This window comes from Pseudomonas sp. zfem005 (assembly GCF_032621735.1).
Lineage (GTDB): Bacteria > Pseudomonadota > Gammaproteobacteria > Pseudomonadales > Pseudomonadaceae > Metapseudomonas > Metapseudomonas solani.
This window is the reverse complement of the sequence record NZ_JAVYJE010000005.1, coordinates 461,987-482,723: the sequence shown is the minus strand read 5'-3', so window position 1 is coordinate 482,723 and position 20,737 is coordinate 461,987. Positions and strand designations below refer to the sequence as shown.

Annotated in this window: 22 protein-coding genes; 13 read left to right on the top strand and 9 right to left on the bottom strand. The window is 67.2% G+C overall.

What is annotated here, in order from left to right; all coding sequences use genetic code 11:
• Positions 1-10 precede the first annotated feature (10 nt).
• The 6 genes from RTW82_RS14485 to RTW82_RS14460 all read right to left on the bottom strand — a co-directional run bounded on the left by RTW82_RS14485 (position 11) and on the right by RTW82_RS14460 (position 4,924).
• The gene (locus RTW82_RS14485; protein WP_316925487.1) at positions 11-877 is read right to left on the bottom strand and encodes an MBL fold metallo-hydrolase; all 867 of its coding nucleotides are present in this window, start codon (positions 875-877) and stop codon (positions 11-13) included.
• A 59-nt stretch (positions 878-936) separates the two neighbouring features.
• A complete protein-coding gene (locus RTW82_RS14480; protein WP_316925486.1) occupies positions 937-1,548 on the bottom strand; it encodes a class I SAM-dependent methyltransferase in 612 nt (203 codons plus the stop codon).
• A 102-nt stretch (positions 1,549-1,650) separates the two neighbouring features.
• Complete coding sequence (locus tag RTW82_RS14475) at positions 1,651-2,292, bottom strand: oxidoreductase (RefSeq protein WP_021221504.1); 642 nt, start codon at positions 2,290-2,292, stop codon at positions 1,651-1,653.
• A gap of 28 nt (positions 2,293-2,320) precedes the next feature.
• Entirely contained in the window at positions 2,321-4,048 is a 1,728-nt protein-coding gene (locus tag RTW82_RS14470; protein ID WP_316925485.1) for a C13 family peptidase, read from the bottom strand.
• 90 nt (positions 4,049-4,138) lie between these two features.
• Positions 4,139-4,351, bottom strand: a complete 213-nt coding sequence (locus RTW82_RS14465) for a TM2 domain-containing protein (protein WP_021221502.1) — start codon at positions 4,349-4,351, stop codon at positions 4,139-4,141.
• A 117-nt stretch (positions 4,352-4,468) separates the two neighbouring features.
• On the bottom strand, positions 4,469-4,924 hold the full coding sequence (locus RTW82_RS14460; RefSeq protein ID WP_021221501.1) for a MaoC family dehydratase: 456 nt from the start codon (positions 4,922-4,924) through the stop codon (positions 4,469-4,471).
• Between the two features lie 245 nt (positions 4,925-5,169).
• Between RTW82_RS14460 and RTW82_RS14455 the strand changes: the two genes are divergently transcribed.
• The 3 genes from RTW82_RS14455 to RTW82_RS14445 are packed head-to-tail and all read left to right on the top strand — an operon-like array spanning position 5,170 to position 6,846.
• Entirely contained in the window at positions 5,170-5,532 is a 363-nt protein-coding gene (locus RTW82_RS14455) for a CidA/LrgA family protein (RefSeq protein WP_021221500.1), read from the top strand.
• Between the two features lie 2 nt (positions 5,533-5,534).
• Positions 5,535-6,245 carry an LrgB family protein gene (locus tag RTW82_RS14450; protein WP_271661261.1) on the top strand — a complete coding sequence of 237 codons (711 nt, stop codon included), beginning with the start codon at positions 5,535-5,537 and terminating at the stop codon, positions 6,243-6,245.
• Between the two features lie 10 nt (positions 6,246-6,255).
• A complete protein-coding gene (locus RTW82_RS14445) occupies positions 6,256-6,846 on the top strand; it encodes an LON peptidase substrate-binding domain-containing protein (RefSeq protein WP_316925484.1) in 591 nt (196 codons plus the stop codon).
• Between the two features lie 50 nt (positions 6,847-6,896).
• On the opposite strand, the gene RTW82_RS14440 is transcribed toward RTW82_RS14445, so the two are convergent.
• Together RTW82_RS14440 and RTW82_RS14435 are read right to left on the bottom strand one after the other, a co-directional pair.
• The gene (locus tag RTW82_RS14440) at positions 6,897-8,216 is read right to left on the bottom strand and encodes a bifunctional DedA family/phosphatase PAP2 family protein (RefSeq protein ID WP_316925483.1); all 1,320 of its coding nucleotides are present in this window, start codon (positions 8,214-8,216) and stop codon (positions 6,897-6,899) included.
• Entirely contained in the window at positions 8,213-8,923 is a 711-nt protein-coding gene (locus tag RTW82_RS14435) for a DNA-3-methyladenine glycosylase (RefSeq protein WP_316925482.1), read from the bottom strand. Before RTW82_RS14435 ends, RTW82_RS14440 begins: the two co-directional genes overlap by 4 nt.
• 114 nt (positions 8,924-9,037) lie before the next feature.
• Between RTW82_RS14435 and RTW82_RS14430 the strand changes: the two genes are divergently transcribed.
• On the top strand, positions 9,038-9,889 hold the full coding sequence (locus RTW82_RS14430) for a class I SAM-dependent methyltransferase (protein ID WP_043245940.1): 852 nt from the start codon (positions 9,038-9,040) through the stop codon (positions 9,887-9,889).
• Between the two features lie 224 nt (positions 9,890-10,113).
• On the opposite strand, the gene RTW82_RS14425 is transcribed toward RTW82_RS14430, so the two are convergent.
• Positions 10,114-11,340 carry an alpha/beta hydrolase gene (locus RTW82_RS14425; RefSeq protein ID WP_316925481.1) on the bottom strand — a complete coding sequence of 409 codons (1,227 nt, stop codon included), beginning with the start codon at positions 11,338-11,340 and terminating at the stop codon, positions 10,114-10,116.
• 298 nt (positions 11,341-11,638) lie between these two features.
• On the opposite strand from RTW82_RS14425, the gene RTW82_RS14420 reads away from it, so the two are divergent.
• Genes RTW82_RS14420 through RTW82_RS14380 form a run of 9 tightly spaced genes read left to right on the top strand, consistent with a single transcriptional unit; the run spans position 11,639 to position 20,711 of the window.
• The gene (locus tag RTW82_RS14420) at positions 11,639-12,904 is read left to right on the top strand and encodes a glutamate-5-semialdehyde dehydrogenase (protein ID WP_263404274.1); all 1,266 of its coding nucleotides are present in this window, start codon (positions 11,639-11,641) and stop codon (positions 12,902-12,904) included.
• Positions 12,904-13,548: a nicotinate-nucleotide adenylyltransferase gene (gene nadD / locus RTW82_RS14415; protein ID WP_184489631.1), complete on the top strand. Its 645-nt coding sequence runs from the start codon at positions 12,904-12,906 to the stop codon at positions 13,546-13,548. Before RTW82_RS14420 ends, nadD begins: the two co-directional genes overlap by 1 nt.
• A gap of 21 nt (positions 13,549-13,569) precedes the next feature.
• Positions 13,570-13,923 (top strand): ribosome silencing factor, encoded by a 354-nt coding sequence (rsfS, locus tag RTW82_RS14410; protein WP_031288488.1) that lies wholly within the window; start codon positions 13,570-13,572, stop codon positions 13,921-13,923.
• A 12-nt stretch (positions 13,924-13,935) separates the two neighbouring features.
• Positions 13,936-14,403: a 23S rRNA (pseudouridine(1915)-N(3))-methyltransferase RlmH gene (gene rlmH, locus RTW82_RS14405; protein WP_021221490.1), complete on the top strand. Its 468-nt coding sequence runs from the start codon at positions 13,936-13,938 to the stop codon at positions 14,401-14,403.
• A gap of 9 nt (positions 14,404-14,412) precedes the next feature.
• Positions 14,413-16,314: a penicillin-binding protein 2 gene (gene mrdA, locus RTW82_RS14400; RefSeq protein WP_021221489.1), complete on the top strand. Its 1,902-nt coding sequence runs from the start codon at positions 14,413-14,415 to the stop codon at positions 16,312-16,314.
• 38 nt (positions 16,315-16,352) lie between these two features.
• The gene (rodA, locus tag RTW82_RS14395) at positions 16,353-17,456 is read left to right on the top strand and encodes a rod shape-determining protein RodA (protein ID WP_169708471.1); all 1,104 of its coding nucleotides are present in this window, start codon (positions 16,353-16,355) and stop codon (positions 17,454-17,456) included.
• Positions 17,457-17,470: 14 nt separating this feature from the next.
• Positions 17,471-18,481: a lytic murein transglycosylase B gene (mltB, locus tag RTW82_RS14390; protein ID WP_031288487.1), complete on the top strand. Its 1,011-nt coding sequence runs from the start codon at positions 17,471-17,473 to the stop codon at positions 18,479-18,481.
• Positions 18,482-18,484: 3 nt separating this feature from the next.
• Complete coding sequence (locus RTW82_RS14385; protein ID WP_184489633.1) at positions 18,485-19,489, top strand: septal ring lytic transglycosylase RlpA family protein; 1,005 nt, start codon at positions 18,485-18,487, stop codon at positions 19,487-19,489.
• A 58-nt stretch (positions 19,490-19,547) separates the two neighbouring features.
• The gene (locus tag RTW82_RS14380; RefSeq protein WP_021221485.1) at positions 19,548-20,711 is read left to right on the top strand and encodes a D-alanyl-D-alanine carboxypeptidase family protein; all 1,164 of its coding nucleotides are present in this window, start codon (positions 19,548-19,550) and stop codon (positions 20,709-20,711) included.
• The last annotated feature ends 26 nt before the right edge of the window (positions 20,712-20,737 follow it).

Genomic DNA, 20,737 nt, shown 5'->3' with positions numbered 1-20,737 from the left:
TCCGGCTGGCTCAGGCGGCCAGCTGGTGCACGGCGGTGAGGCTGTCGTCGAGGCCGTAGCGGCCCTTGCCGTCGCGGGTGACGCGGCCCATGGCGACGCTCGGGTCGTGGGTGAAGAGCAGGCGGCCATTGCGCTCCAGCAGGCTGGCGAGCAGGGCTTCCTTCTCCTCGATCAGGCCTTCGGGGAAGCGGTCGTAGCCCATGGTGATGGGCAGGTGCACCCAGGGCGCGCCGGGGATCAGGTCGCCGCTGAACACCACCGGGCCGTCGGGCATGGCGATCTCCGGCAGCAGTTGCCCCGGGGTGTGGCCGTCGCTCCAGTGCAGGCGCCAGTCGGGGCCGAGGATCTCGGCGCTGGGCTGCTCGTCGATCAGCACCAGGCGGCCGCTGGCTTCCAGCAGTTCGAGCATTTCCGGGATGTAGGAGGCGCGGTCGCGCGGATGCGGGTTGCAGGCGCGCTGCCACTGACGGCGGCCGGTGACGAAGCGGGCGTTGGGGAACAGCAGGCGCATGGGCTGGTTCTGCTCCCAGGCGGCGAGCAGGCCGCCGGCATGGTCGAAGTGCAGGTGGGTGAGCAGCACGATATCGATGTCGGCATCGGACAGGCCCGCCTCGGCGAGGCTGTCGAGCAGCACGTGGTGCGCCTCCTGCACGCCGAAGCGGTGTTTGAGCTCGGGCGGGAAGAAGGCGCCGATGCCGGTTTCGATGAGGATGTTGCGCTCGTCTTCCTGCACCAGCAGGGCGCGGCAGCCGAGGTCGATGCGGTTCTGCGCGTCCGGCTGCATCCAGCGCTCCCAGAGGGCGCGCGGGGCGTTGCCGAACATGGCGCCGCCGTCGAGTTTCTGGCTGTTGCCGGTGAGCGAGGTGAGGGTACGCATGGGGCGGTTCCGGGCTGGCTTTCAAGCGCCCAAGGCTAACCCGGTTGCGGGGGCGCCGGTCAATCCGCCCAGCCGCGATAGACGAAGGTCATGGGGCGCGGGCCCTGCAGGTAGCCGGTGTGCAGCTCGCGGATGGCGAAGCCGCCGGCCTCGATCAGGCGCGGGATGTCACGGTTGAGGTGGCAGCCGCCGGCGAAGGGTTTCCACAACGGCGTGAGGCGATGCTGCCAGCGCACCACCGGGGCGTCCGGTGCCAGGCCGTGTTCGGCGAACAGCAGGCGCCCGCCGGGCTTGAGCACGCGGCGCATTTCCTTCAGCGCCGCCGGTGCATCGGGGATGGTGCAGAGGGTGAAGGTGCAGACGACGCTGTCGAAGCTGGCGTCGCTGGCCTGGATCTCGCCCAGTTCCAGGGCGATGGTTTCCACCGGGATGGTGATGGCGTCGGCACGCTGGCGAGCCAGGGCCTGCATCTGCGCGGCGGGGTCGACGCCGATCACCACCTGCACCTTGGCCGGGTCATAGAAACCGAGGTTGAGGCCGGTGCCGATGCCGATCTCCAGCACCCGGCCTTCGGCCTGGGGCACGATCTTCGAGCGGGTCTTCATCACTTCGCCCATGCCGCAGGCGTAGTCGATCAGGCGGGGCAGGACGTGGCGATCGTAGAAACCCATGGCAGGCGGTCCACTGCGGTTGACGAGGCGTTCACGTTAGCAGGGCGCATCCCCGCGCGGCGCGGGGATTTCGGCCAATGGCGGGAGGATTCCCGCCCGGGTTCAGCGGCCCAGGCGGCGCAGTTCGTCCGACTCGACGATGCGCGTGCCCTGGTCGGTTTCCAGGGCCAGGCGCCACAGCGCCCGGGCCAGGGTGCAGGCGCCGATGCCACGGTACTTGCCCGGCAGCCAGCGCATGAGCGGGGCGGCCAGGCGTTCGCCGAGGCGGAATTCGCTGCGCGGGCCGAGCAGCAGGGACGGGCGCACCAGGGTCAGCTGTGGCCAGTCCTGGGCCTTGAGCGCTGCCTCCATCTCGCCCTTGGTGCGGTTGTAGAACACCGAGGAACTGGCGTCTGCGCCCAGGGCGCTGATCACCAGGTAGTGGCGGGCGCCGAGTTCGCGGGCGCGGGCGCCGACGGCGAGCACCAGGTCGAGGTCGATGGCGCGGAAGGCTTCCTGGGAGCCGGCCTGGCGGATGGTGCTGCCGAGGCAGCAGAAGGCGGTGTCCACCGGCCCCTGGAGGTGCGGCAGCAGGTCGGCGATCTCGCCCACTGGGTTGTCCAGGCGCTTGTGCTCGGCGAGGGGGCGACGGGTCGGCGCGAGCACCCGCTCCACCGTGGGTTCGTTGAGCAGTCGGTCGAGCAGGTGTTCACCGGTCAGGCCCGTGGCGCCGGCGAGCAGGATGTGCTGGGGCGTCAGATGCATGCTGTTTCTCCGCTGTTACAGCTTCAGCTTAGTGGCTGGCGGCGGTTTTGCCGTCGGCCGTTGCAGGTTGCGCGGCGAGGGCCTCCTGGGCCTGGGCGGCGCGCAACGTTCGCCAATGGGCGAGCACCGGTTTGGGTGCCCAGATCTGCGGTTCGGAGGGTTCGAAACCGTCGGCCTTCTCCCATTCGGCAACCTCGGTGCGGGCGAGTTCGAAAGCACGTTCCAGGTCGTCGGTCTGGTTCAGGGCGTCGGCCAGCAGGGCGCGGCCGAAGTAGGTGAACTCGTTGTCGTCGGAGCAACCGAAGGACACCCGGTCGGCGCGGGCGGCTGTCATCACCAGGGTCTTGTCGTCCTTGAGCGCGGGGATGAAACCGCCGGAATAGCAGGCGGAGATCACCACCACCTTGTGGCGCTCCTTCAGCGGCGCCAGCACCGTGGCCAGCTCGCTGGCGGGCAGGTCGCCGAGCTGCAGGCCGGGCTGCTCGAGGGCCAGCTGATGGTCGGCGGAGCCGTGGCTGGTGAGGTAGATGAACACCAGGTCTTCCGGCCCGCTGCGCTGGGCGATGCCCTGGATGGCGCGGGCCAGGCTCTCGCGGGTGGCCAGGGGGCGGTCGGCCATGTGGTCGCGGTGGTTGATCAGGGTGATGTGGCCGTGGGCGCCGAAGCGCTGGTCGAGCAGCGTGGCGACGTAGTCGGCCTCGCGCAGGAATACGCTCTGGCGGCCGTCGCCCCCCAGGCTCAGGGAGTACAGCTCCACCGCCGGGGTGGAGGCGGGCAGGGCGTCGATGGCGGCGTCGAGCAGGCGGCCTTGTTCCAGCAGGCCGACCTCCAGGGGGTTGGGCAGCGCCTTGCCGGTTTCATCGCTGATGCGCCGGCCACCGCGCCAGGTGCCTTTCTCCTGGCCGCCGTCGGCCAGGGTCAGGGTGCCCTTGCCGGCATAGCGCCCAGCGGCGAAACCGCCTTCGTAGCGGCTGCCATCGGCGAGGCTGAGGCTGCCTTCGCCCTGGTAGCGCCAGTTGCGGAAGGCGCCGGTGTACAGCTCGCCGTCCGCGCCCTTGTATTCGCCCTTGCCGGTGAGGCTGCCGCCCTTGAACTGGCCGCTCCAGACCGAGCCTTCGGCGTTCTGGTAGCGGCCCTTGCCGTCGAACAGACCGCCTTTGAATCCACCGCTGTAGAAGCCGCCGTCGGCGCCCTGGTAGTCGCCTTCGCCATCGAGCTGGCCGGCCTTGAACGGGCCGGAATAGCGCGAGCCATCGGCGTCGGTGCGCACGCCCCGGCCGGTCTGTTCGCCGCGCTTGAACTGGCCCTGGTAGCTGCTGCCATCGGGCAGGGCGAGCTTGCCCTGGCCGTGGTAGCGGTCGTCGCGGAAGGTGCCGCTGTAGACCATGCCTTCGCGGCTGAGCGTGCCTTCGCCGTTGAATTGGTTGGCCTTGAAGCCGCCCTCGTAGAGCGTGCCGTCGCCGTAGGTCATGCGGCCGTTGCCGTCGAACAGGCCGTTGCTGAAATCGCCCTGGTACTCGACGCCGTTGGGGCCGTGCCAGGTGCCGCGCCCGTTGGGCTGGCCATCCTTGAAGGTGCCTTCGAACCAGGTGCCGTTGCTGTAGTCCAGGCGCCCCGGGCCCTGCAGCAGGCCATCGACCACCGCGCCACGGTAGCGGGAGCCGTCGGGCAGGCGGGCGTCCGGCGGGGTGAGGGGTTCTCCGTCTCCGCAGGCCGCGAGGAGCAGGGCGAGCGCGAGGGGCAGCAGCGGTTTCATCGACAGTCCCTTGAAGGTGGATACGGCTGGTGCAAGTGTGGCGTAAAAAAGCCCGCTATTGCGGGCTTTTCTTTTCAGTCAGGCAGGGGCTCAGGTCCACTGGGTGATCTTGTTGCCCTGTTTGTCGGTGAAGGCGCCGACGATGATCATGATGAAGTCGATCAGGGTCCAGATGCCCAGGCCGCCGAGGGTGAGGATCTGCAGGATGGCGGTGCCGATCTTGCCGGCGTAGAAGCGGTGCGCGCCGAAGGTGCCGAGGAAGAAGCACAGCAGGAAGGCGGGGAGAATGCGTTTTTCGGTCATGGAACTGTCCTTGTTGAGAAGGCGGGTGCCGATTGGCGGCGGCATTCTAGCGAACGCGACGGCCTGACGGCGAGTAGCGGGGGGGGGGATGCCGGCGGAGGGCCGCCGGCAGGGGCTTCAGACGAAGCAAAGGCTGAGGGATTCGGCGATGTAGGCAGGCTTGGCCTGGCCTTCGATCTCCAGGGTGGCGCGGGCCTTGATCAGCCACTGGCCGGGGTTCTTCTCGGTGACGTCCATGATGGTGAGCGCCAGGCGGACGCGGGAGTCCACCTTCACCGGCTGGATGAAGCGCACGCTGTCCAGGCCGTAGTTGATGCCCATCTTCATGCCTTCGGGCAGTACCAGCAGCCCTTCGGTGAGAACCGGGATCAGCGACAGGGTGAGGAAACCGTGGGCGATGGTGGTGCCGAAGGGGGTGTGCTTGGCCTTCTCCGGGTCAACATGGATGAACTGGTGGTCGCCGGTGCACTCGGCGAACTGGTCGATGCGACCCTGGTCGATGGTCAGCCACTCGGAGTGGCCCAGGTCCTTGCCTATGTAGTTCTTCAGTTCGGATACAGGTACGAACGGCATGCTTCATCCTCCGTGGACGTGGTTTGTTGTTCTTCTTGCTGGGTCTTTGGCCGACCCTGGATTCATCGCCGTCTAGATCAGCATGGCCGGATGCCAGGGGTCAAGCTGGCATGCCCCCTGCGAATGGCGGGTTATAGCGAGGGGGGCGAGCGGGCCTATAATGGCGCGATCCTGGCAACGGCCCCTCTGCAGCGGGCCTTGCGCGCGGTTCGCCGTTTGCTTCCTCGACCTATCCGGAGATTTTCATGCTTTTGCGCGGCCTGACCTGGCTGGTGCTGTTCCAGTTGCTCGGCACCGGGATCAACGCCCTTTTCCTGCACATGCTGCCCGGCCCCATCATCGGCCTGGTGCTGCTGTTCCTGTTCCTCGTCGCCCGGGGCGAAGTGGGTGAGCCGCTGTCGGTGGCCTCCAGCAGCCTGCTGCGCTACCTGCCGTTGCTGCTGGTGCCGCCGGCGGTGGGGGTGATGGTCTATGCCCAGGCGATCTGGGCGGACTTCTGGGCGGTGGTCGGCGCGCTGGCGCTGTCGGTGTTCTTCTCGATGCTGTTCGTGGGCTGGCTGATGCAGCGCCTGATCGACCGCAAGGCCCGCCAGGAGGGTCGCCCATGAGCATCGATTGGCACGGCGCCTGGCAGGCCATCGCCCACCATCCGCTGTTCGGCGTCGGCCTGACGCTGGCGGCCTACCAGCTGTCGATCTTCCTCTACGAGAAGACCCGGCTGATGTTCCTGCAGCCGGTGCTGGTGTCCATGGCCGTGGTGATCGCGGTGCTGGTGCCCCTGGGCATCGGCTACGAGGAGTACCGCCAGAGCACCACGCTGCTGACCTTGCTGCTGGGCCCGGCCACCGTGGCCCTGGCGGTGCCGCTGTTCCTCAACCTCAAGCGCATCCGCCAGTTGTTCTGGCCGACGCTGATCACCCTTTTCATCGGCGGCCTGGTTGCTACGGTTATGGGCGTGGGCCTGGCCTGGGCCTTCGGTGCCGAGCACATGATGCTGATGACCATGGCGCCGAAGTCGGTGACCTCGCCCATCGCCATGCTGGTGGCCGAGCAGATCGGCGGCGTGGCGGCGCTGGCCGCGGTGTTCGTGCTGATCACCGGCGTCATCGGCGCCACCCTCGGCCCGGAGCTGCTGCGCCGCATCGGCGTGCGTCACCCGGCGGCCCAGGGCATGGCGCTGGGCATCACCGCCCACGCCGTGGGCACCGCCCGGGCGTTGCAGGAAGGCGAGGAGTGTGGCGCCTTCGCGGCGCTGGCGATGAGTTTGATGGGTGTGGCCACCGCGGTGCTGTTGCCGCTGGCCGTTGCGATGGTCGTTTGAGGTCGTGTCGATGAATCTGCCGCTGTTTCCGCTCAATACCGTGCTCTTTCCCGGCTGCTCGCTCGACCTGCAGCTGTTCGAGGCGCGCTACCTGGACATGATCGGTCGTTGCATGAAGCAGGGCACCGGCTTCGGCGTGGTCTGCATCCTCGAGGGCGAAGAGGTGGGCGACGCGGCCAGTCGTTTCTCCGGCATGGGTTGCGAGGCGGTGATCCGCGACTTCAAGCAGTTGCCCAACAGCCTGCTGGGGATCCGCGTGGAAGGCGTGCGGCGCTTCAAGGTGACCCGCGCCGAGGTGCTGCCCGACCAATTGACGGTCGCCGATATCGAGTGGCTGGACGAGGCCGAGGAACGCCCGCTGCAACCCGAGCACGCCGACCTCGCCGCGCTGCTCAACGCCCTGGCCGAGCACCCGCTGGTGCAGGGGCTGGGCATGGGCGGCCTGGCAAATGGGCAGCAGGAGCTGGCCAACCAGCTGGCCTACCTGCTGCCGTTCTCGCTCAAGGAAAAGCTCGAACTGCTGGCACTGGGCGATCCCGAGCAGCGCCTGGATCACCTGCAGGGGCTGCTCAACAAGCTGCAGGGCGACATGATCGCCTGAGCCGCTTGCTCCTCCCTTCCCGGGCTGAAGCCCGGGCTACCAGCTTCTGATCACTTGTAGCGGTACATGGCGAAGGCCTCGGGCAGCGCCCAGGTGGCCACGCCGCCGAGCAGCGCGATACAGGCCGGGAGCACCAGCCACCAGACCCGTGCGCTCATCGCCGGCATCGGCTCGTCACGCTGCAGGATGGCCAGCCAGGCCGCGCAGATGCAGCCGGCCAGCAGGGCGCCGGCAAGGATGTCGGTAGGCCAGTGCACCCCCAGGTAGACCCGTGACAGGGCGATGGCCAGCGCCGGCAGGCAGGCCAGCAGCAGCCAGGTCAGGCGCATGCGCGCGGGCTGCGAGCGGCCGGCCAGCACGCCCAGCACCAGGAAGAAGGCGAAGGCCGCCGAGCTGTGGCCACTGGGGAAGCTGAAGGTGTTCAGGGGCTCGGCCAGCACCTCCGGCCGGGCGCGGGCGAACAGCTGCTTCAGGCCGCCATTGGCCAGCGCCGTGCACACCAGGGTGGCGCCGGCGAACACTGCGTGGCGCCATTGCCGGGCGACCAGCAGCAGCGAGGTGAGCAGGGCGCCGGCGAACAGCTGGGTGCGGAAGTCGCCGAGGCGGGTGACCAGCACCATGAAGCTGTCGAGGGTGTCGTTGCGCTGCTCCTGCACCAGCGCCATCAGGCCCTGGTCGAAGTCGTGCAGGTAGGACCAGCCGAAGAACAGCCCCGCCAGCAGCGCCAGGCTGAGGCCGGCGGCCAGGGGCGTCGCCCAGCGCTTCTCGCGCAGGCTGCCCTGGAGGATCAGCGCCAGCATCGCTAGCACGGCGACCACCACCACACCGGCTTCCTTCCAGAACCCCTCCGGCAAGGGCAGGCGGAAGGCCGCGCCCGTGGCCCAGCCGGGCAGCAGGTAGGCCACCGACCAGCCGGCCGCAGCGAGCATGCTCACGGCAATGAAGCGCGGCAGCGGCATGTCGAGCATGCCGGCGACCATGGGCAGCATCGGCCGCAGCGGGCCGATGTAGCGACCCACCAGCAGGCTGGCGACGCCGTAGCGGTTGAAGTAGTTCTCCGCCCCGGCCAGCCATTCCGGGTGGTGGCGCAGGCCCGGCAAGCGGCGGATGTTCTGGTGGAAGCGTCGGCCCAGCCCATAGGAGATGGCATCCCCCAGCAGGCCGCCGAAGTAGCCCAGCAGCAGGGTTTCCCAGAGCCCCAGCGCGCCGCTGCCGGCCATCACGGCGACGGCGAACAGCAGCACGGTGCCGGGCACGATGATGCCGGCGATGGCCAGGCATTCGACGCAGGCGATGATGAAGATGGCCAGGCCCAGCCACTGCGGGTGGGCGCCGAGCCAGGTGGTGAGGGCGTCGAGCCATTCGCTCATGGGGTCGTTCCTTCGATCAGGTGATAGTGCTGCCCTTCGACCTGCCCACGGCGCAAAGGGTTGCGTGTGCAGTGCCGTGCATAGCCGGCGTCGACGAAGCGGTAGAACAGGTGCTCGTCGCGGCCGTGGGGAATGCCCAGGCGGGTGGTCTGGATGATCTGTGTCGGCCGCTCGCCAACGTCTTCGACGAACAGCCGGGCGGGGTCGAAACGCTGCGCATCCCATTCCTTCACCCGCAGGCCCATGGCCTTGCACAGCAGGGTCTGGCCGGCGCAGAGGCGCTCGGGTGGGCGCGGGATGCCGTTGGCGTCGGGGTTGTTGAGCTGCATGGCGATCAGTGCCTCGGGGCCGCAGATCGCGTCCTGCCAGGGGTGGCCGGACTTGATCAGCACGGCGTTGCCGGGCCCCTGGGCGCTGAAATTGAGCGAGTCGCCGCCGCGCGCGTAGTACATATAGATGTGGCCGCCATCGAGGAACAGCGCCCGGCGCTTCTCGGTGTAGCCGAGGGAGGCGTGGCTGCCCTTCTCGGCGCAGTAATAGGCCTCGGTCTCGATGATGCGCGCCGACAGCCAGTGCTCGCCGACCCGGTGGCGGATGACCTTGCCAAGCAGTTCACGGGCCAGCAGTTGTGCGTCGCGGTCGAAGAAGGCATCGCCCAGGGCGCGGTCTTGCGGCCAGGGCAAACTTAGGGTGGGAACGGTGGGCATGGGCTGTCTTGGCTATCCGCAGCGGCTTAGGCTGGCGATTATACGTAAGCCTCGACGGCCGGCAGCTGAACGGCTGGATGGGAAACACCGAGAAAAACAATAAAGAGTCCTGCCATGTCCAGAACCGCCCGGGCCGACAGCGCCCACATCACGCCCAGCGCGCACTACACCGGTTATGTCTGGTACCGCCATCACCTGGCCGACCCGGCGTTCGCCACCTCCCTCGGGCGCTGGGTGCACGGCCTGCTCAGCCCCATCACCTGGGGCGCGCGGGTGGGCTTCGGCCTGGATATCGAGAACTTCCTGCTGCAACGCCACCTGCTGATCGACGCCCGGCTCGACGCCGCCATCGCCAGTGGCACGACCCAGGTGGTGGAGATCGCCTGCGGGCTGTCGCCCCGGGGCCGGCGCTTCTGCGAACGCTACCCGGAGCTGCGCTACCTGGAGGCCGACCTGCCGCCCATGGCCGCGCGCAAGCGCCTGCTGCTGCACGGCGAGGGCTGGCTCAACAGCCGCCACCAGGTGCGCGCCGTGGACATTCTCGCAGGCGAGGGCGGGCAGGGGCTGGATGCACTGTTCGCCGGGCTGGACCGCCACCGGCCGGTGGTGGTGATCACCGAGGGGTTGGTCAACTACTTCGAGCTGCCGGTGATCGAGGGCTTCTGGCAGCGCCTGGCCGATCAGTTGCGCGCCTTCCCCTCGGCCACCTACCTCACCGACCTCTACCCGGACCTGCGCGAGCACCCGCGCTACCGCCAGGTGCGCTGGGGCGTCGACCTGGTCGGCCGCTTCACCCGCGGCAACTACCCGCTGCACTACCGCGACGGGGCGGCCATCGTCGACGGTTTCAATCGCTGTGGTTTCCCTCGGGTGCAGGTGCTGGACCCGCAGGTGGATGGTGCCGACCTGGGCTTGAGCATGGGGCGATGGCCCACCCTGGTCCGCGTCGTCGAGGCTTCCATCTGAAACTACCTGCGTTGCCATCGCGGCGTTAAAAACAGGCTCAAGGTGCTCATTTACAGCACGTAAACTCCGCCCTTTCGCCTGTTTTTGCCTTGCGCTGGCTGCCTCGCCTACGTTTCAGGGTTTGAGCAGCAAGCGGCAAGCCATAAGTTACAAGCCAGAAGCGAGAAGCCAAAAGCTTCAAGAAAACTCTTGGCTTCCAGCTTCCAGCTTCCAGCTTCCAGCTTTCAGGCCGCTGCCGCCGCCATTTGCCAGGGTCCGACCTGGGCGGCGAGGGCGGTGCTGGCCTGGGCATCGACATGGGTGAACACCAGCGACAGCGTGTCGCCCTGGCGGCGCAGGGGCAGCAGCTCCAGCGCTGGCAGGTCGCCGGCGCGTAGGCTCCAGCCCCGGATGGGGAGGGTGGCCGGCAGGTCGCTGTGCAGCAGGCCGCCGAAGAAGCCCAGCTCGCTCACTTCCACGCGTAGCTCTCCCAGTTCCGGGTGGAACAGGTGGCCGTTGCGGTCGAGCGGGGCGAGTCGGGGTTCCTGGCGCTTTTCCAGGTTGCCGAGCATGCCCCGCGCCAGGCGCGTGGCGCCGGGGGCCTGCTGCGGCAGTGGGTTGCCCTTGAAGAAGGGCACGTAGAGGCGCGAACAGGCGTCGCGGCGTTCGAACTGGGCCAGGTGATCGCCGTTCTCGATCAGCGCGCAGTCGGCATCGTCGCAGGCGGCGGCGAACAGCGCGTGTTCCCAGGGCTGGGTGAAGTGGTCGTATTCGCCGGCCAGCACCAGGGTCGGGCAGCGCGGGTGCTGGGCGAAGCCGCCGAAATCCAGCAGGCGCCGGCTGTTCTGCCGATAGCGCTCCTGCTCCACCGGCGACAGGCGCTGCAGCTGGCGCAGCATGGCCTTGCGGAAGCCCGGGGTGATGCCGGTGGCGTCCAGGCGCAGCGGGTTGATCAGGCCGATCAGCACGCCCTGGGCGAAGGCCGCGAGGTTGCCTTCGGCAAGCATCAGTAGGCCTTCCTCCAGCAACGCGCGGGCGCCGTCGCGACCGAAGGCGGTGATGCCGGCCAGCAGCAGGCGCTCGCAGCGTTGCGGGTGGCGGCTGGCGAACAGCGCCGCCAGGGCCGAACCGTAGGAGAGCCCGATGGGCATCAGCGGGGGCAGCGCCAGTTCCTCGGCGAAGTCGGCGATCAGGTCGGCCAGTTGCTCCAGCCCCAGTTCGGGGGCCAGTTGCAGGTTGCCGCCCTGGCCGGGGAGGTCGAGGAGGATGACCGGGTGCTCGCCGAGCAGCTCCTCCACCTCGGCGGCGAAGGAGCGGAAGCTCTGGAAGGCGCCGCCGAGCATGAGCACCGGCGTTCGTGGGTCGTCTGCGTGGTGGGACCAGGCCTGGTAATGCAGGCACCAGGGGCCGATGTGGAGCCTCTCGGGGGGCGAGGCGAGCAGGTCTGCGCTGTATCCGGTGCGATAGAGCATGGCGATTCTCCGGCGCTCGGGCGCCTTGTTGTTGTTCTCGCCGCGAGTCGGGGCGCGGGGCACGACCTCAAGGTAAACATCGGTGACGATTTTGTTTACCCAACCTTCGGGCGGCAAAAAGCCAGTATTTTTCCGCGGGTGTCACCGTATCCCCTGCAACCGCGGGGGCTGGCGCTTGCGAGTGGGAGCCGGGGAGGGCGCGGAACGGGCTGTTTACCATCCGCCCGGCGCCGCTGGGCGTGACGGGGCGCGCGGGCTATAATCGCCCACTTTTCCCAACTGCCAGACCGCCGAGACCATGACCGAGTCCGTTCTCGATTACATGACCCGCCTGGGCCGCGCCGCGCGCGCCGCCTCGCGCGTGGCTGCCCGTGCCAGCACCGCGCAGAAGAACCGCGCCCTGCTTGCCGCCGCCGATGCCCTGGACGCCGCCCGTGGCGAGCTGTCCGCCGCCAATGAGCAGGACCTGGCCAACGGCCGGGCCAATGGTCTGGAGCCAGCCATGCTGGATCGCCTGGCGCTGACGCCGGCACGTATCGACGACATGATCGAGGGCCTGCGCCAGGTGGCCACCCTGCCGGACCCCATCGGCGAGATCCGCGACATGCGCTACCTGCCTTCGGGCATCCAGGTGGGCAAGATGCGCGTGCCCCTGGGCGTGATCGGCATCATCTACGAGTCGCGCCCGAACGTGACCATCGATGCGGCCAGCCTGTGCCTGAAGTCCGGCAACGCCACCATCCTGCGTGGCGGCTCCGAAGCCATCCATTCCAACCAGGCCATCGCCCTGTGCATCCAGAAGGGCCTGGCCGACGCCGGCCTGCCGGCCGAGCTGGTGCAGGTGGTCGAGACCACCGACCGCGCTGCCGTGGGCGCGCTGATCAGCATGCCGGAGTTCGTCGACGTCATCGTGCCGCGCGGCGGCAAGGGCCTGATCGAGCGCGTCAGCCGTGATGCCAAGGTGCCGGTGATCAAGCACCTGGACGGCATCTGCCACGTCTATATCGACATCGCCGCGGACCTGGACAAGGCGATTCGCGTCGCCGACAACGCCAAGACCCAGCGCTACGCGCCGTGCAACACCATGGAAACGCTGCTGGTGCATGCCGGCATCGCCGAGCGCGTGCTGCCGCCGCTGGCCGCCATCTACCGCGACAAGCAGGTGGAGCTGCGTGGCGACGCCGCCACCCGCGCGCTGCTGGGCAGCGATGTGCTGGAGGCGACCGAGGAAGACTGGCGCACCGAGTACAACGCGCCGATCCTGTCGATCCGCATCGTCGCCGGGCTGGATGAGGCCATCGAGCACATCAACGCCTATGGCTCGCAGCACACCGACGCGATCATCACCGAGAACTTCAGCGATGCCCGTCGTTTCCTCACCGAAGTGGATTCCGCCTCGGTGATGGTCAATGCCTCGACGCGCTTCGCCGATGGGTTCGAGTACGGCCTGGGCGCGGAGATCGGTATTTCCACCGACAAGCTGCACGCCCGTGGCCCGGTCGGCCTGGAAGGCCTGACCAGCGAGAAGTACGTGGTCTTCGGTGACGGTCACGTGCGCACCTGATGGGCAAACGCATCGGTCTGTTCGGCGGTACCTTCGATCCTGTGCACATCGGCCACTTGCGTGGTGCGCTGGAGGTCGCCGAACTGATGGGGTTCGACGAGTTGCGTCTGATCCCCAGCGCCAGGCCGCCGCACCGCGAGACGCCGCAGGTTTCTGCGACCGATCGCCTGGAAATGGTCCAGCGTGCGGTGGCCGACCTGCCGCCGTTGCGGGTGGATGACCGCGAACTGAAGCGCGACCGGCCGTCCTGGACCATCGACACCCTGGAGTCCGTGCAGGCCGAGCTGGGCACGGACGATTCGCTTTACCTGCTGCTGGGCTGGGACGCCTTCTGCGGCCTGCCGAGCTGGCACCGCTGGGAGGAGCTGCTGGAGCACTGCCACATCCTGGTGTTGCAGCGCCCGGATGCCGACAGCGAACCACCGGAAGCACTGCGCGACCTGCTGGCGGCGCGCAGTGTCGCCGACCCCCTGGCCCTGGCCGGGCGCGGTGGGCAGATTTCCTTTGTATGGCAGGCACCGCTGGCGGTGTCCGCCACGCAGATCCGCCAATTGCTGGCCACCGGGCGTTCGGTACGATTCCTCGTCCCCGATGCGGTGCTGGCCTATATCCATGAGCACGGCCTGTACCGTGCGACGAGCTGAATGATCGAGGTAGTTGAACCGATGCAAAACGAAGAACTGGTCAAGGTCGCTCTTGCGGCCCTGGAAGACATGAAGGCCCAGGACATCACCACCATCGATGTACGCGGCAAGACCAGCGTCACCGATTTCATGGTGATCGCCAGCGGTACCTCCAGCCGCCACGTCAAGTCGATCGCCGACAACGTGCTGGAGAAGGTCAAGGAACAAGGCGTGCGCCCCCTGGGCAGCGAAGGCCTAGACAGCGGCGAATGGGCCCTGCTGGACCTGGGCGATGTGGTCGTCCACGTGATGCAGGTCGCCACCCGCCAGTTCTATGACCTCGAGCGCCTGTGGCAGGGTGCCGAGCAGAGCCGCGCCCAGCATCCCCAGGAATAACGGAGCGTCGCCTTGCGTCTGCGTCTGATCGCCGTTGGCTCGCGCATGCCCCGCTGGGTGGAGGAGGGTTGGCACGAGTACGCCAAGCGCCTGCCGTCCGAACTCGCCCTCGAACTGGTGGAGATCCCCCTGACCACGCGCGGCAAGAACGCCGACGTTGCGCGGATGATCCGCCAGGAAGGCGAGGCGATGCTGGCCAAGGTGCAACCCGGGGAACGCATCGTCACCCTGGAAGTCGAAGGCCGCGCCTGGAGCACCGAGCAACTGGCGGTGGAGCTGGACCGCTGGCGTCTCGACTCACGCACCGTGAACCTCATGGTCGGTGGCCCGGAAGGGCTGGCCCCCGAGGTTTGCGCGCGCAGTGAGCAACGCTGGTCGTTGTCGCCGCTGACCCTGCCGCACCCGTTGGTGCGGATTCTGGTCGGCGAGCAGATCTACCGTGCCTGGACCGTGCTGTCCGGCCACCCCTATCACAAGTAAGCCGTACCGATGCCGCAGCCGATCCGCCTGAAAGACCACGAGAAGGATGCCCGCCTGGTGCGGCGTCGCGTCGTCGTCGGCGCTGTGGTGGTGCTGCTGCTGACCTGCGTGCTGATCGCCCGCCTTTATTACCTGCAGGTGATCCAGTACGAGTACCACTCGACGCTTTCCGAGAACAACCGCGTCCACGTGCAGCCGATCCCGCCGACCCGTGGCCTGATCTACGACCGCAACGGCCTGATCATCGCCGACAACCGGCCGAGCTTCAGCCTCACGGTGACCCGCGAGCGCGCCGGCGACTGGGAGCAGACCCTGGACGTGATAGTCGAAGCGCTGCAGCTGAGCGCCGATGATCGGGCGCTGTTCGAGAGGCGCATGAAGCAGGGGCGTCGCCCCTTCGAGCCGGTGCCCATCCTCTTCGAACTCTCGGAAGAGCAGATCGCACGCGTGGCGGTGAACCAGTTCCGCCTGCCGGGCGTGGAAGTGGTGGCGCAATTGGTGCGGCACTACCCCCAGGGCGCGCACTTCGCCCATTCGGTGGGCTATGTCGGGCGCATCAACGAAAAAGAGCTCAAGGAGCTCGACCCGATCAACTACAGCGGCACCCACCATATCGGCAAGACCGGTATCGAGCGCTTCTACGAAGACACGCTGCACGGCGAGGTGGGTTACGAGGAAGTCGAGACCAACGCCCGTGGCCGCGTGCTGCGGGTGCTCAAGCGTACCGACCCGAAACCGGGCAAGGACCTGGTGCTGACCATCGACACGCGCCTGCAGGAGGCGGCCGAGGCGGCCCTCGCCGGGCGTCGCGGCGCCATCGTGGCGATCGAGCCCTCCAGCGGCGACGTATTGGCGATGGTCAGCCAGCCGAGCTTCGATCCCAACCCCTTCGTCACCGGCATCAGCTTCAAGCAGTACGCCGAGCTGCGCGACTCCATCGACCGGCCGCTGTACAACCGCGTGCTGCGCGGCCTCTATCCGCCGGGCTCGACGGTCAAGCCGATGGTGGCCGTTTCGGGCCTGGACGCTGGCGTGGTGACCCCGGATTCCCGGGTGTTCGACCCCGGCTTCTACCAGCTGCCCAACTACGACCACAAGTACCGCAACTGGAACCGCAGCGGCGACGGCTGGGTGAACCTGGAGACCGCGATCATGCGCTCCAATGACACCTACTTCTACGACCTCGCCCATAAGATGGGCATCGACCGCCTGCACACCTATATGAGCCGCTTCGGCTTCGGCCAGAAGGTCGCCCTGGACATGTTCGAGGAAACCACCGGGCTGATGCCGTCCCGCGACTGGAAGCGCGCCCGCTACCGCCAGGCCTGGTACCCGGGCGAGACGCTGATCCTCGGTATCGGCCAGGGCTACATGCAGGCCACGCCCCTGCAGCTGGCCCAGGCCACCTCGCTGATGGCCAGCCGCGGCAAGTGGATCCGCCCGCACCTGGCCAAGACCATCGAAGGCAAGCCGCCGGAAGACCCGAACCCGATGCCGGACATCGCGCTGCGCGATCCCAAGTTCTGGGACTATGGCCGCATCGGCATGGAGCAGGTGGTGCACGGCGCCCGTGGCACCGCGCGCAAGGTCGGCGACGCCTCGGTCTATCGCATCGCCGGCAAGTCCGGTACCGCGCAGGTGGTGGCGATCAAGCAGGGCGAGAAGTACGACCGCTCGAAGGTCCAGGAACGCCATCGCGACCACGCGCTGTTCATCGGCTTCGCTCCCGCCGACAACCCGAAGATCGCCGTGGCGGTGATGGTGGAGAACGGCGAGTCCGGCTCCGGTGTCGCCGCGCCCGTGGTGAAGCAGGTGATGGATGCCTGGCTGCTGGGCCCCGATGGGCAGCTCAAGCCCGAGTTCCAGTCGCCGCAGGCGCCCCTCACCGCCGAGAAGAGCCCGAGCCGATGAACAGCAACTTCGACCGCACCCTGTCCAACGAGGACGTGATGCGCCGCCGCGCGAGCCTGCTGCAGCGTCTGCACATCGATGGCCAGTTGCTCCTGCTTCTGTTGCTGCTGGCCGCCGGCAGCCTGTTCGTCCTTTATTCGGCCAGCGGCAAGCACTGGGACCTGCTGATGAAGCAGGCGTCTTCCTTCGGCCTCGGCCTGGTGGCGATGGTGGTGATCGCCCAGTTCGAACCCCGCTTCCTCGCCCGCTGGGTGCCCCTTGGCTATGTCGGTGGCGTGGCGCTGCTGATAGTGGTGGACATCATGGGCCACAACGCCATGGGCGCGACGCGCTGGATCAACATCCCCGGGGTGATCCGCTTCCAGCCCGCCGAGTTCATGAAGATCCTGATGCCGGCGACCATCGCCTGGTACCTGTCCAAACGCACTTTGCCACCCAAGCTCAAGCACGTTGTGGTGAGCCTGGCGCTGATCGTGGTGCCCTTCATCCTGGTGGTGCGCCAGCCGGACCTCGGCACCGCGCTGCTGATCCTCGCCTCGGGCGCCTTCGTGCTGTTCATGGCCGGGCTGCAGTGGCGCTGGATACTCGGCGCGGTCACGGCGGTGGTGCCGATCGCGGTGGGGATGTGGTTCTTCGTCATGCACGACTACCAGAAACAGCGCGTGCTGACCTTTCTCGACCCGGAGAGCGACCCGCTCGGCACCGGCTGGAACATCATCCAGTCGAAGGCGGCGATCGGTTCGGGTGGGGTGTTCGGCAAGGGCTGGCTGCTGGGCACCCAGTCGCACCTGGATTTTTTGCCCGAAAGCCACACGGACTTTATCATTGCCGTCCTCGGCGAAGAGTTCGGCCTGGTCGGCGTGTGCATCCTGCTGCTGGTCTACATGCTGCTGATCGGTCGCGGCCTGGTCATCACCGCCCAGGCGCAGACCCTGTTCGGCAAGCTGCTGGCGGGCAGCCTGACCATGACCTTCTTCGTTTATGTGTTCGTCAACATCGGCATGGTCAGCGGCCTGCTGCCGGTGGTTGGAGTGCCTCTTCCCTTCATCAGCTATGGCGGAACTTCGCTGGTTACGCTGCTGTCAGGGTTTGGGGTTTTGATGGCCATCCATACCCATCGCAAGTGGATCGCCCAGGTTTGATACGAGTGAATAATTTGAAAATACTGCGCAACTGGATGATGCGAGGGGCTCTGGGAGTGGGCTTCTGCGGCGTGCTGGGTGCAGCCGCCCCCGCATTGGCGGGCGACTATGAAGGAAGCCCCCAGGTCGCCGAGTTCGTTGCGGAGATGACCCGCGACTATGGTTTCGCCGGGGAGCAACTGGTCAGCCTGTTCCGCGAGGTCGAGCGCAAGCAGGCGATCCTCGATGCCATCTCGCGGCCGGCCGAACGGGTCAAGCCGTGGAAGGAATACCGGCCGATCTTCATCACCGATGCCCGCATCCAGAAAGGCGTGGATTTCTGGAACAAGCACGCCGACGCCTTGGCCCGTGCCGAGAAAGAGTACGGCGTGCCCGCCCAGGTGATAGTCGCCATCATCGGCGTCGAGACCTTCTATGGCGGCAACACCGGCAGCTACCGGGTGATCGATGCGCTGTCCACTCTGGGCTTCGACTATCCGCCGCGTGCCGACTTCTTCCGCAAGCAGCTCAAGGAGTTCCTCCTGCTGGCGCGCGAAGAGCAGGTCGACCCGCTCACCCTCAAAGGCTCCTACGCCGGCGCCATGGGCCTGCCGCAGTTCATGCCGGGCAGCTTCCGCGCCTACGCGGTGGACTTCGACGGTGATGGCCACATCGATATCTGGAACAACCCGGTGGATGCCATCGGCAGCGTGGCCAGCTACTTCAAGCGCCATGGCTGGGTAGCCGGCGAGCCGGTAGTGAGCCGCGCCCAGGTGCGTGGCGAGAATGCCGAACAGGGCCTCACCGAAGGCCTGGACCCGGTGAAGAATGTCGGCGAACTGCGTGCCCTGGGCTGGGCAAGCGGTGACGCCTTGCGCGATGATCTCCCCGTCACGGCCTTCCGACTGGATGGCGTCGACGGCATGGAGTATTGGATGGGCCTGCCCAACTTCTACGTGATCACCCGCTACAATCGCAGCGTGATGTATTCCATGGCGGTGCATCAGCTTTCAGAATCCTTGGTCAATGCACGGGGCGGGCGTTAACAGATGCAGCCAATGCCTATGAGAATCGCTGCTTACGGTGTCCTGGCGCTGATGCTCGCCAGTTGCTCCAGCAGCCGTACCCCGCAGCCGGTACAGCAGGGCGGAAATATTTCCGGCCCCGGCGACTATTCGCGCCCTCACCGTGACGGCGCTCCCTGGTGGGACGTTGATGTCTCGCGGATTCCCGATGCCGTGCCCATGCCGCACTACGGCTCGTACAAGGCCAACCCCTATACGGTGCTCGGCAAGACCTACTACCCGATGAGCGATGCGCGCCGCTACCAGGCCACCGGCACCGCCTCCTGGTACGGCACCAAGTTCCACGGCCAGGCCACTGCCAATGGCGAGGCCTACGACCTCTACGGCATGACCGCCGCGCACAAGACCCTGCCGCTGCCGAGCTACGTCAAGGTGACCAACCTGGACAACGGCCGCACCGTGATCCTGCGGGTCAACGACCGTGGCCCGTTCTACTCCGACCGCATCATCGACCTGTCCTTCGCTGCCGCGAAGAAGCTCGGCTATGCCGAGAGCGGCACCGCGCGGGTCAAGGTGGAAGGCATCGATCCCAACGAGTGGTGGGCTGCCCAGGGCCGCCCGGTGCCCATGGTGCTGGCACAGCCGCAGCAGGTGGCCAAGGCGCAGCCGGCGCCGAGCGTCGCGCAGGTTGCCTCCGCCCCCGTTGAGCAGTACACCCCGCCGCCCGCGCAGCACGCCGCCGCCGTGCTGCCCGTGCAGATCGACGCAAAAAAAAACGGTTCACTCGGAGCATCTGGCCTGTATCTCCAGGTGGGCGCCTTCGCCAATCCGGACGCTGCGGAGCTCCTCAAGGACAAGCTGAGCGGGATGGTGAGTGCCCCGGTATTCATCAGCTCGGTCGTGCGCAATCAGCAGATCCTGCACCGGGTACGCCTGGGGCCGATCGACACGCAGGGTGAAGCACAGCAATTGCAGGACAGCGTACGCCTGGCCAACCTCGGCCAGCCGACCCTGGTGAAGCCGGACTGACGGCTTCGTTCTTTGCCCGCAAGGGCCTGTTAGACCATTAGCAACTTCAGAGAGACGGATGAACATCATCAGCTTTGCGAAACGCCTTCTACTGCCAGCAGCCCTGCTCATCGCCGCGCCGGTCGCCCTGGCCGCCGAGCAGATCGTCCCATCGCCGCCGCAACTGGCTGCCAAGGCCTATGTGCTGATGGATGCCGCCAGTGGCCAGGTCCTGGTCGAGAACGCCGGTGACGAGCGCCTGCCGCCCGCCAGCCTGACCAAGCTGATGACCGCGTACATCGCCACCCTGGAAATCCGCAAGGGCCAGATCGGCGAGAACGACCCGGTGACCATCAGCGAGCACGCCTGGCGCACCGGCGGTTCGCGCATGTTCGTGCAGGTGAACACCCAGGTGTCCCTGAGCGACCTGCTGCACGGCATCATTATCCAGTCCGGCAACGACGCCAGCGTCGCGGTGGCCGAGCACATCGCCGGCAGCGAAGACGCTTTCGCCGACATGATGAACACCACCGCCGAGAAGCTCGGCATGGTCGGCAGCCACTTCATGAACGCCACCGGCCTGCCCAACCCGGAGCACTACTCCACCGCGCACGACATGGCTCGCCTGGCCCGCGCGATCATCTACGAGGACCCGGCGCACTACGCCATCTACTCGCAGAAGGAGTTCTTCTGGAACAACATCAAGCAGCCCAACCGCAACCTGCTGCTGTGGCGCGACAAGACCGTCGACGGCCTGAAGACCGGCCACACCGAGGAAGCCGGCTTCTGCCTGGTGGCCTCCGCCGTGCGTGACAACCAGCGTCTGATCGCCGTGGTGTTCGGCACCAACAGCGAGCAGGCTCGTGCCGCCGAGACCCAGAAGCTGCTGACCTACGGTTTCCGCTTCTTCGAGACCAAGACCTTCTATCAGAAGGGTGCCGAGCTGGCGAAAGCCCAGGTATGGAAGGGCGCTTCCCGCGAAGTGAAGGCCGGCCTGGCCAGCGACCTGACCATGACCCTGCCGAAAGGCCAGCTGCAGAAACTGCAGGCTGCCATGACCCTGTCCCCGCAGCTGGTCGCGCCCATCAAGCAGGGCGACGTGATCGGCAAGGTCGAGGTCAAGCTGGACGACAAGGTGGTGCACAGCGCCGACCTGGTCGCCCTGGAGGCCGTCGAGGAAGGTGGCTTCTTCCGCCGCGTGTGGGATAGCATCCGCCTGTTCTTCTACGGCCTGTTCAACTAAGCCGCACCCACCGACCTACTGAGCCG

Coding starts and splice junctions, on each gene's coding strand:
- nadD (WP_184489631.1), top strand. CDS start 12,904: ATGGGCAAACGCATCGGTCTGTTCGGCGGTACCTTCGATCCTGTGCAC.
- RTW82_RS14440 (WP_316925483.1), bottom strand. CDS start 8,216: ATGAGCGAATGGCTCGACGCCCTCACCACCTGGCTCGGCGCCCACCCG.
- RTW82_RS14475 (WP_021221504.1), bottom strand. CDS start 2,292: ATGCATCTGACGCCCCAGCACATCCTGCTCGCCGGCGCCACGGGCCTG.
- rodA (WP_169708471.1), top strand. CDS start 16,353: ATGCGCCGCCGCGCGAGCCTGCTGCAGCGTCTGCACATCGATGGCCAG.
- RTW82_RS14470 (WP_316925485.1), bottom strand. CDS start 4,048: ATGAAACCGCTGCTGCCCCTCGCGCTCGCCCTGCTCCTCGCGGCCTGC.
- RTW82_RS14485 (WP_316925487.1), bottom strand. CDS start 877: ATGCGTACCCTCACCTCGCTCACCGGCAACAGCCAGAAACTCGACGGC.
- RTW82_RS14380 (WP_021221485.1), top strand. CDS start 19,548: ATGAACATCATCAGCTTTGCGAAACGCCTTCTACTGCCAGCAGCCCTG.
- RTW82_RS14425 (WP_316925481.1), bottom strand. CDS start 11,340: ATGCTCTATCGCACCGGATACAGCGCAGACCTGCTCGCCTCGCCCCCC.
- RTW82_RS14430 (WP_043245940.1), top strand. CDS start 9,038: ATGTCCAGAACCGCCCGGGCCGACAGCGCCCACATCACGCCCAGCGCG.
- rsfS (WP_031288488.1), top strand. CDS start 13,570: ATGCAAAACGAAGAACTGGTCAAGGTCGCTCTTGCGGCCCTGGAAGAC.
- RTW82_RS14460 (WP_021221501.1), bottom strand. CDS start 4,924: ATGCCGTTCGTACCTGTATCCGAACTGAAGAACTACATAGGCAAGGAC.
- RTW82_RS14455 (WP_021221500.1), top strand. CDS start 5,170: ATGCTTTTGCGCGGCCTGACCTGGCTGGTGCTGTTCCAGTTGCTCGGC.
- RTW82_RS14480 (WP_316925486.1), bottom strand. CDS start 1,548: ATGGGTTTCTACGATCGCCACGTCCTGCCCCGCCTGATCGACTACGCC.
- RTW82_RS14420 (WP_263404274.1), top strand. CDS start 11,639: ATGACCGAGTCCGTTCTCGATTACATGACCCGCCTGGGCCGCGCCGCG.
- RTW82_RS14465 (WP_021221502.1), bottom strand. CDS start 4,351: ATGACCGAAAAACGCATTCTCCCCGCCTTCCTGCTGTGCTTCTTCCTC.
- RTW82_RS14435 (WP_316925482.1), bottom strand. CDS start 8,923: ATGCCCACCGTTCCCACCCTAAGTTTGCCCTGGCCGCAAGACCGCGCC.
- RTW82_RS14445 (WP_316925484.1), top strand. CDS start 6,256: ATGAATCTGCCGCTGTTTCCGCTCAATACCGTGCTCTTTCCCGGCTGC.
- mrdA (WP_021221489.1), top strand. CDS start 14,413: ATGCCGCAGCCGATCCGCCTGAAAGACCACGAGAAGGATGCCCGCCTG.
- RTW82_RS14385 (WP_184489633.1), top strand. CDS start 18,485: ATGCAGCCAATGCCTATGAGAATCGCTGCTTACGGTGTCCTGGCGCTG.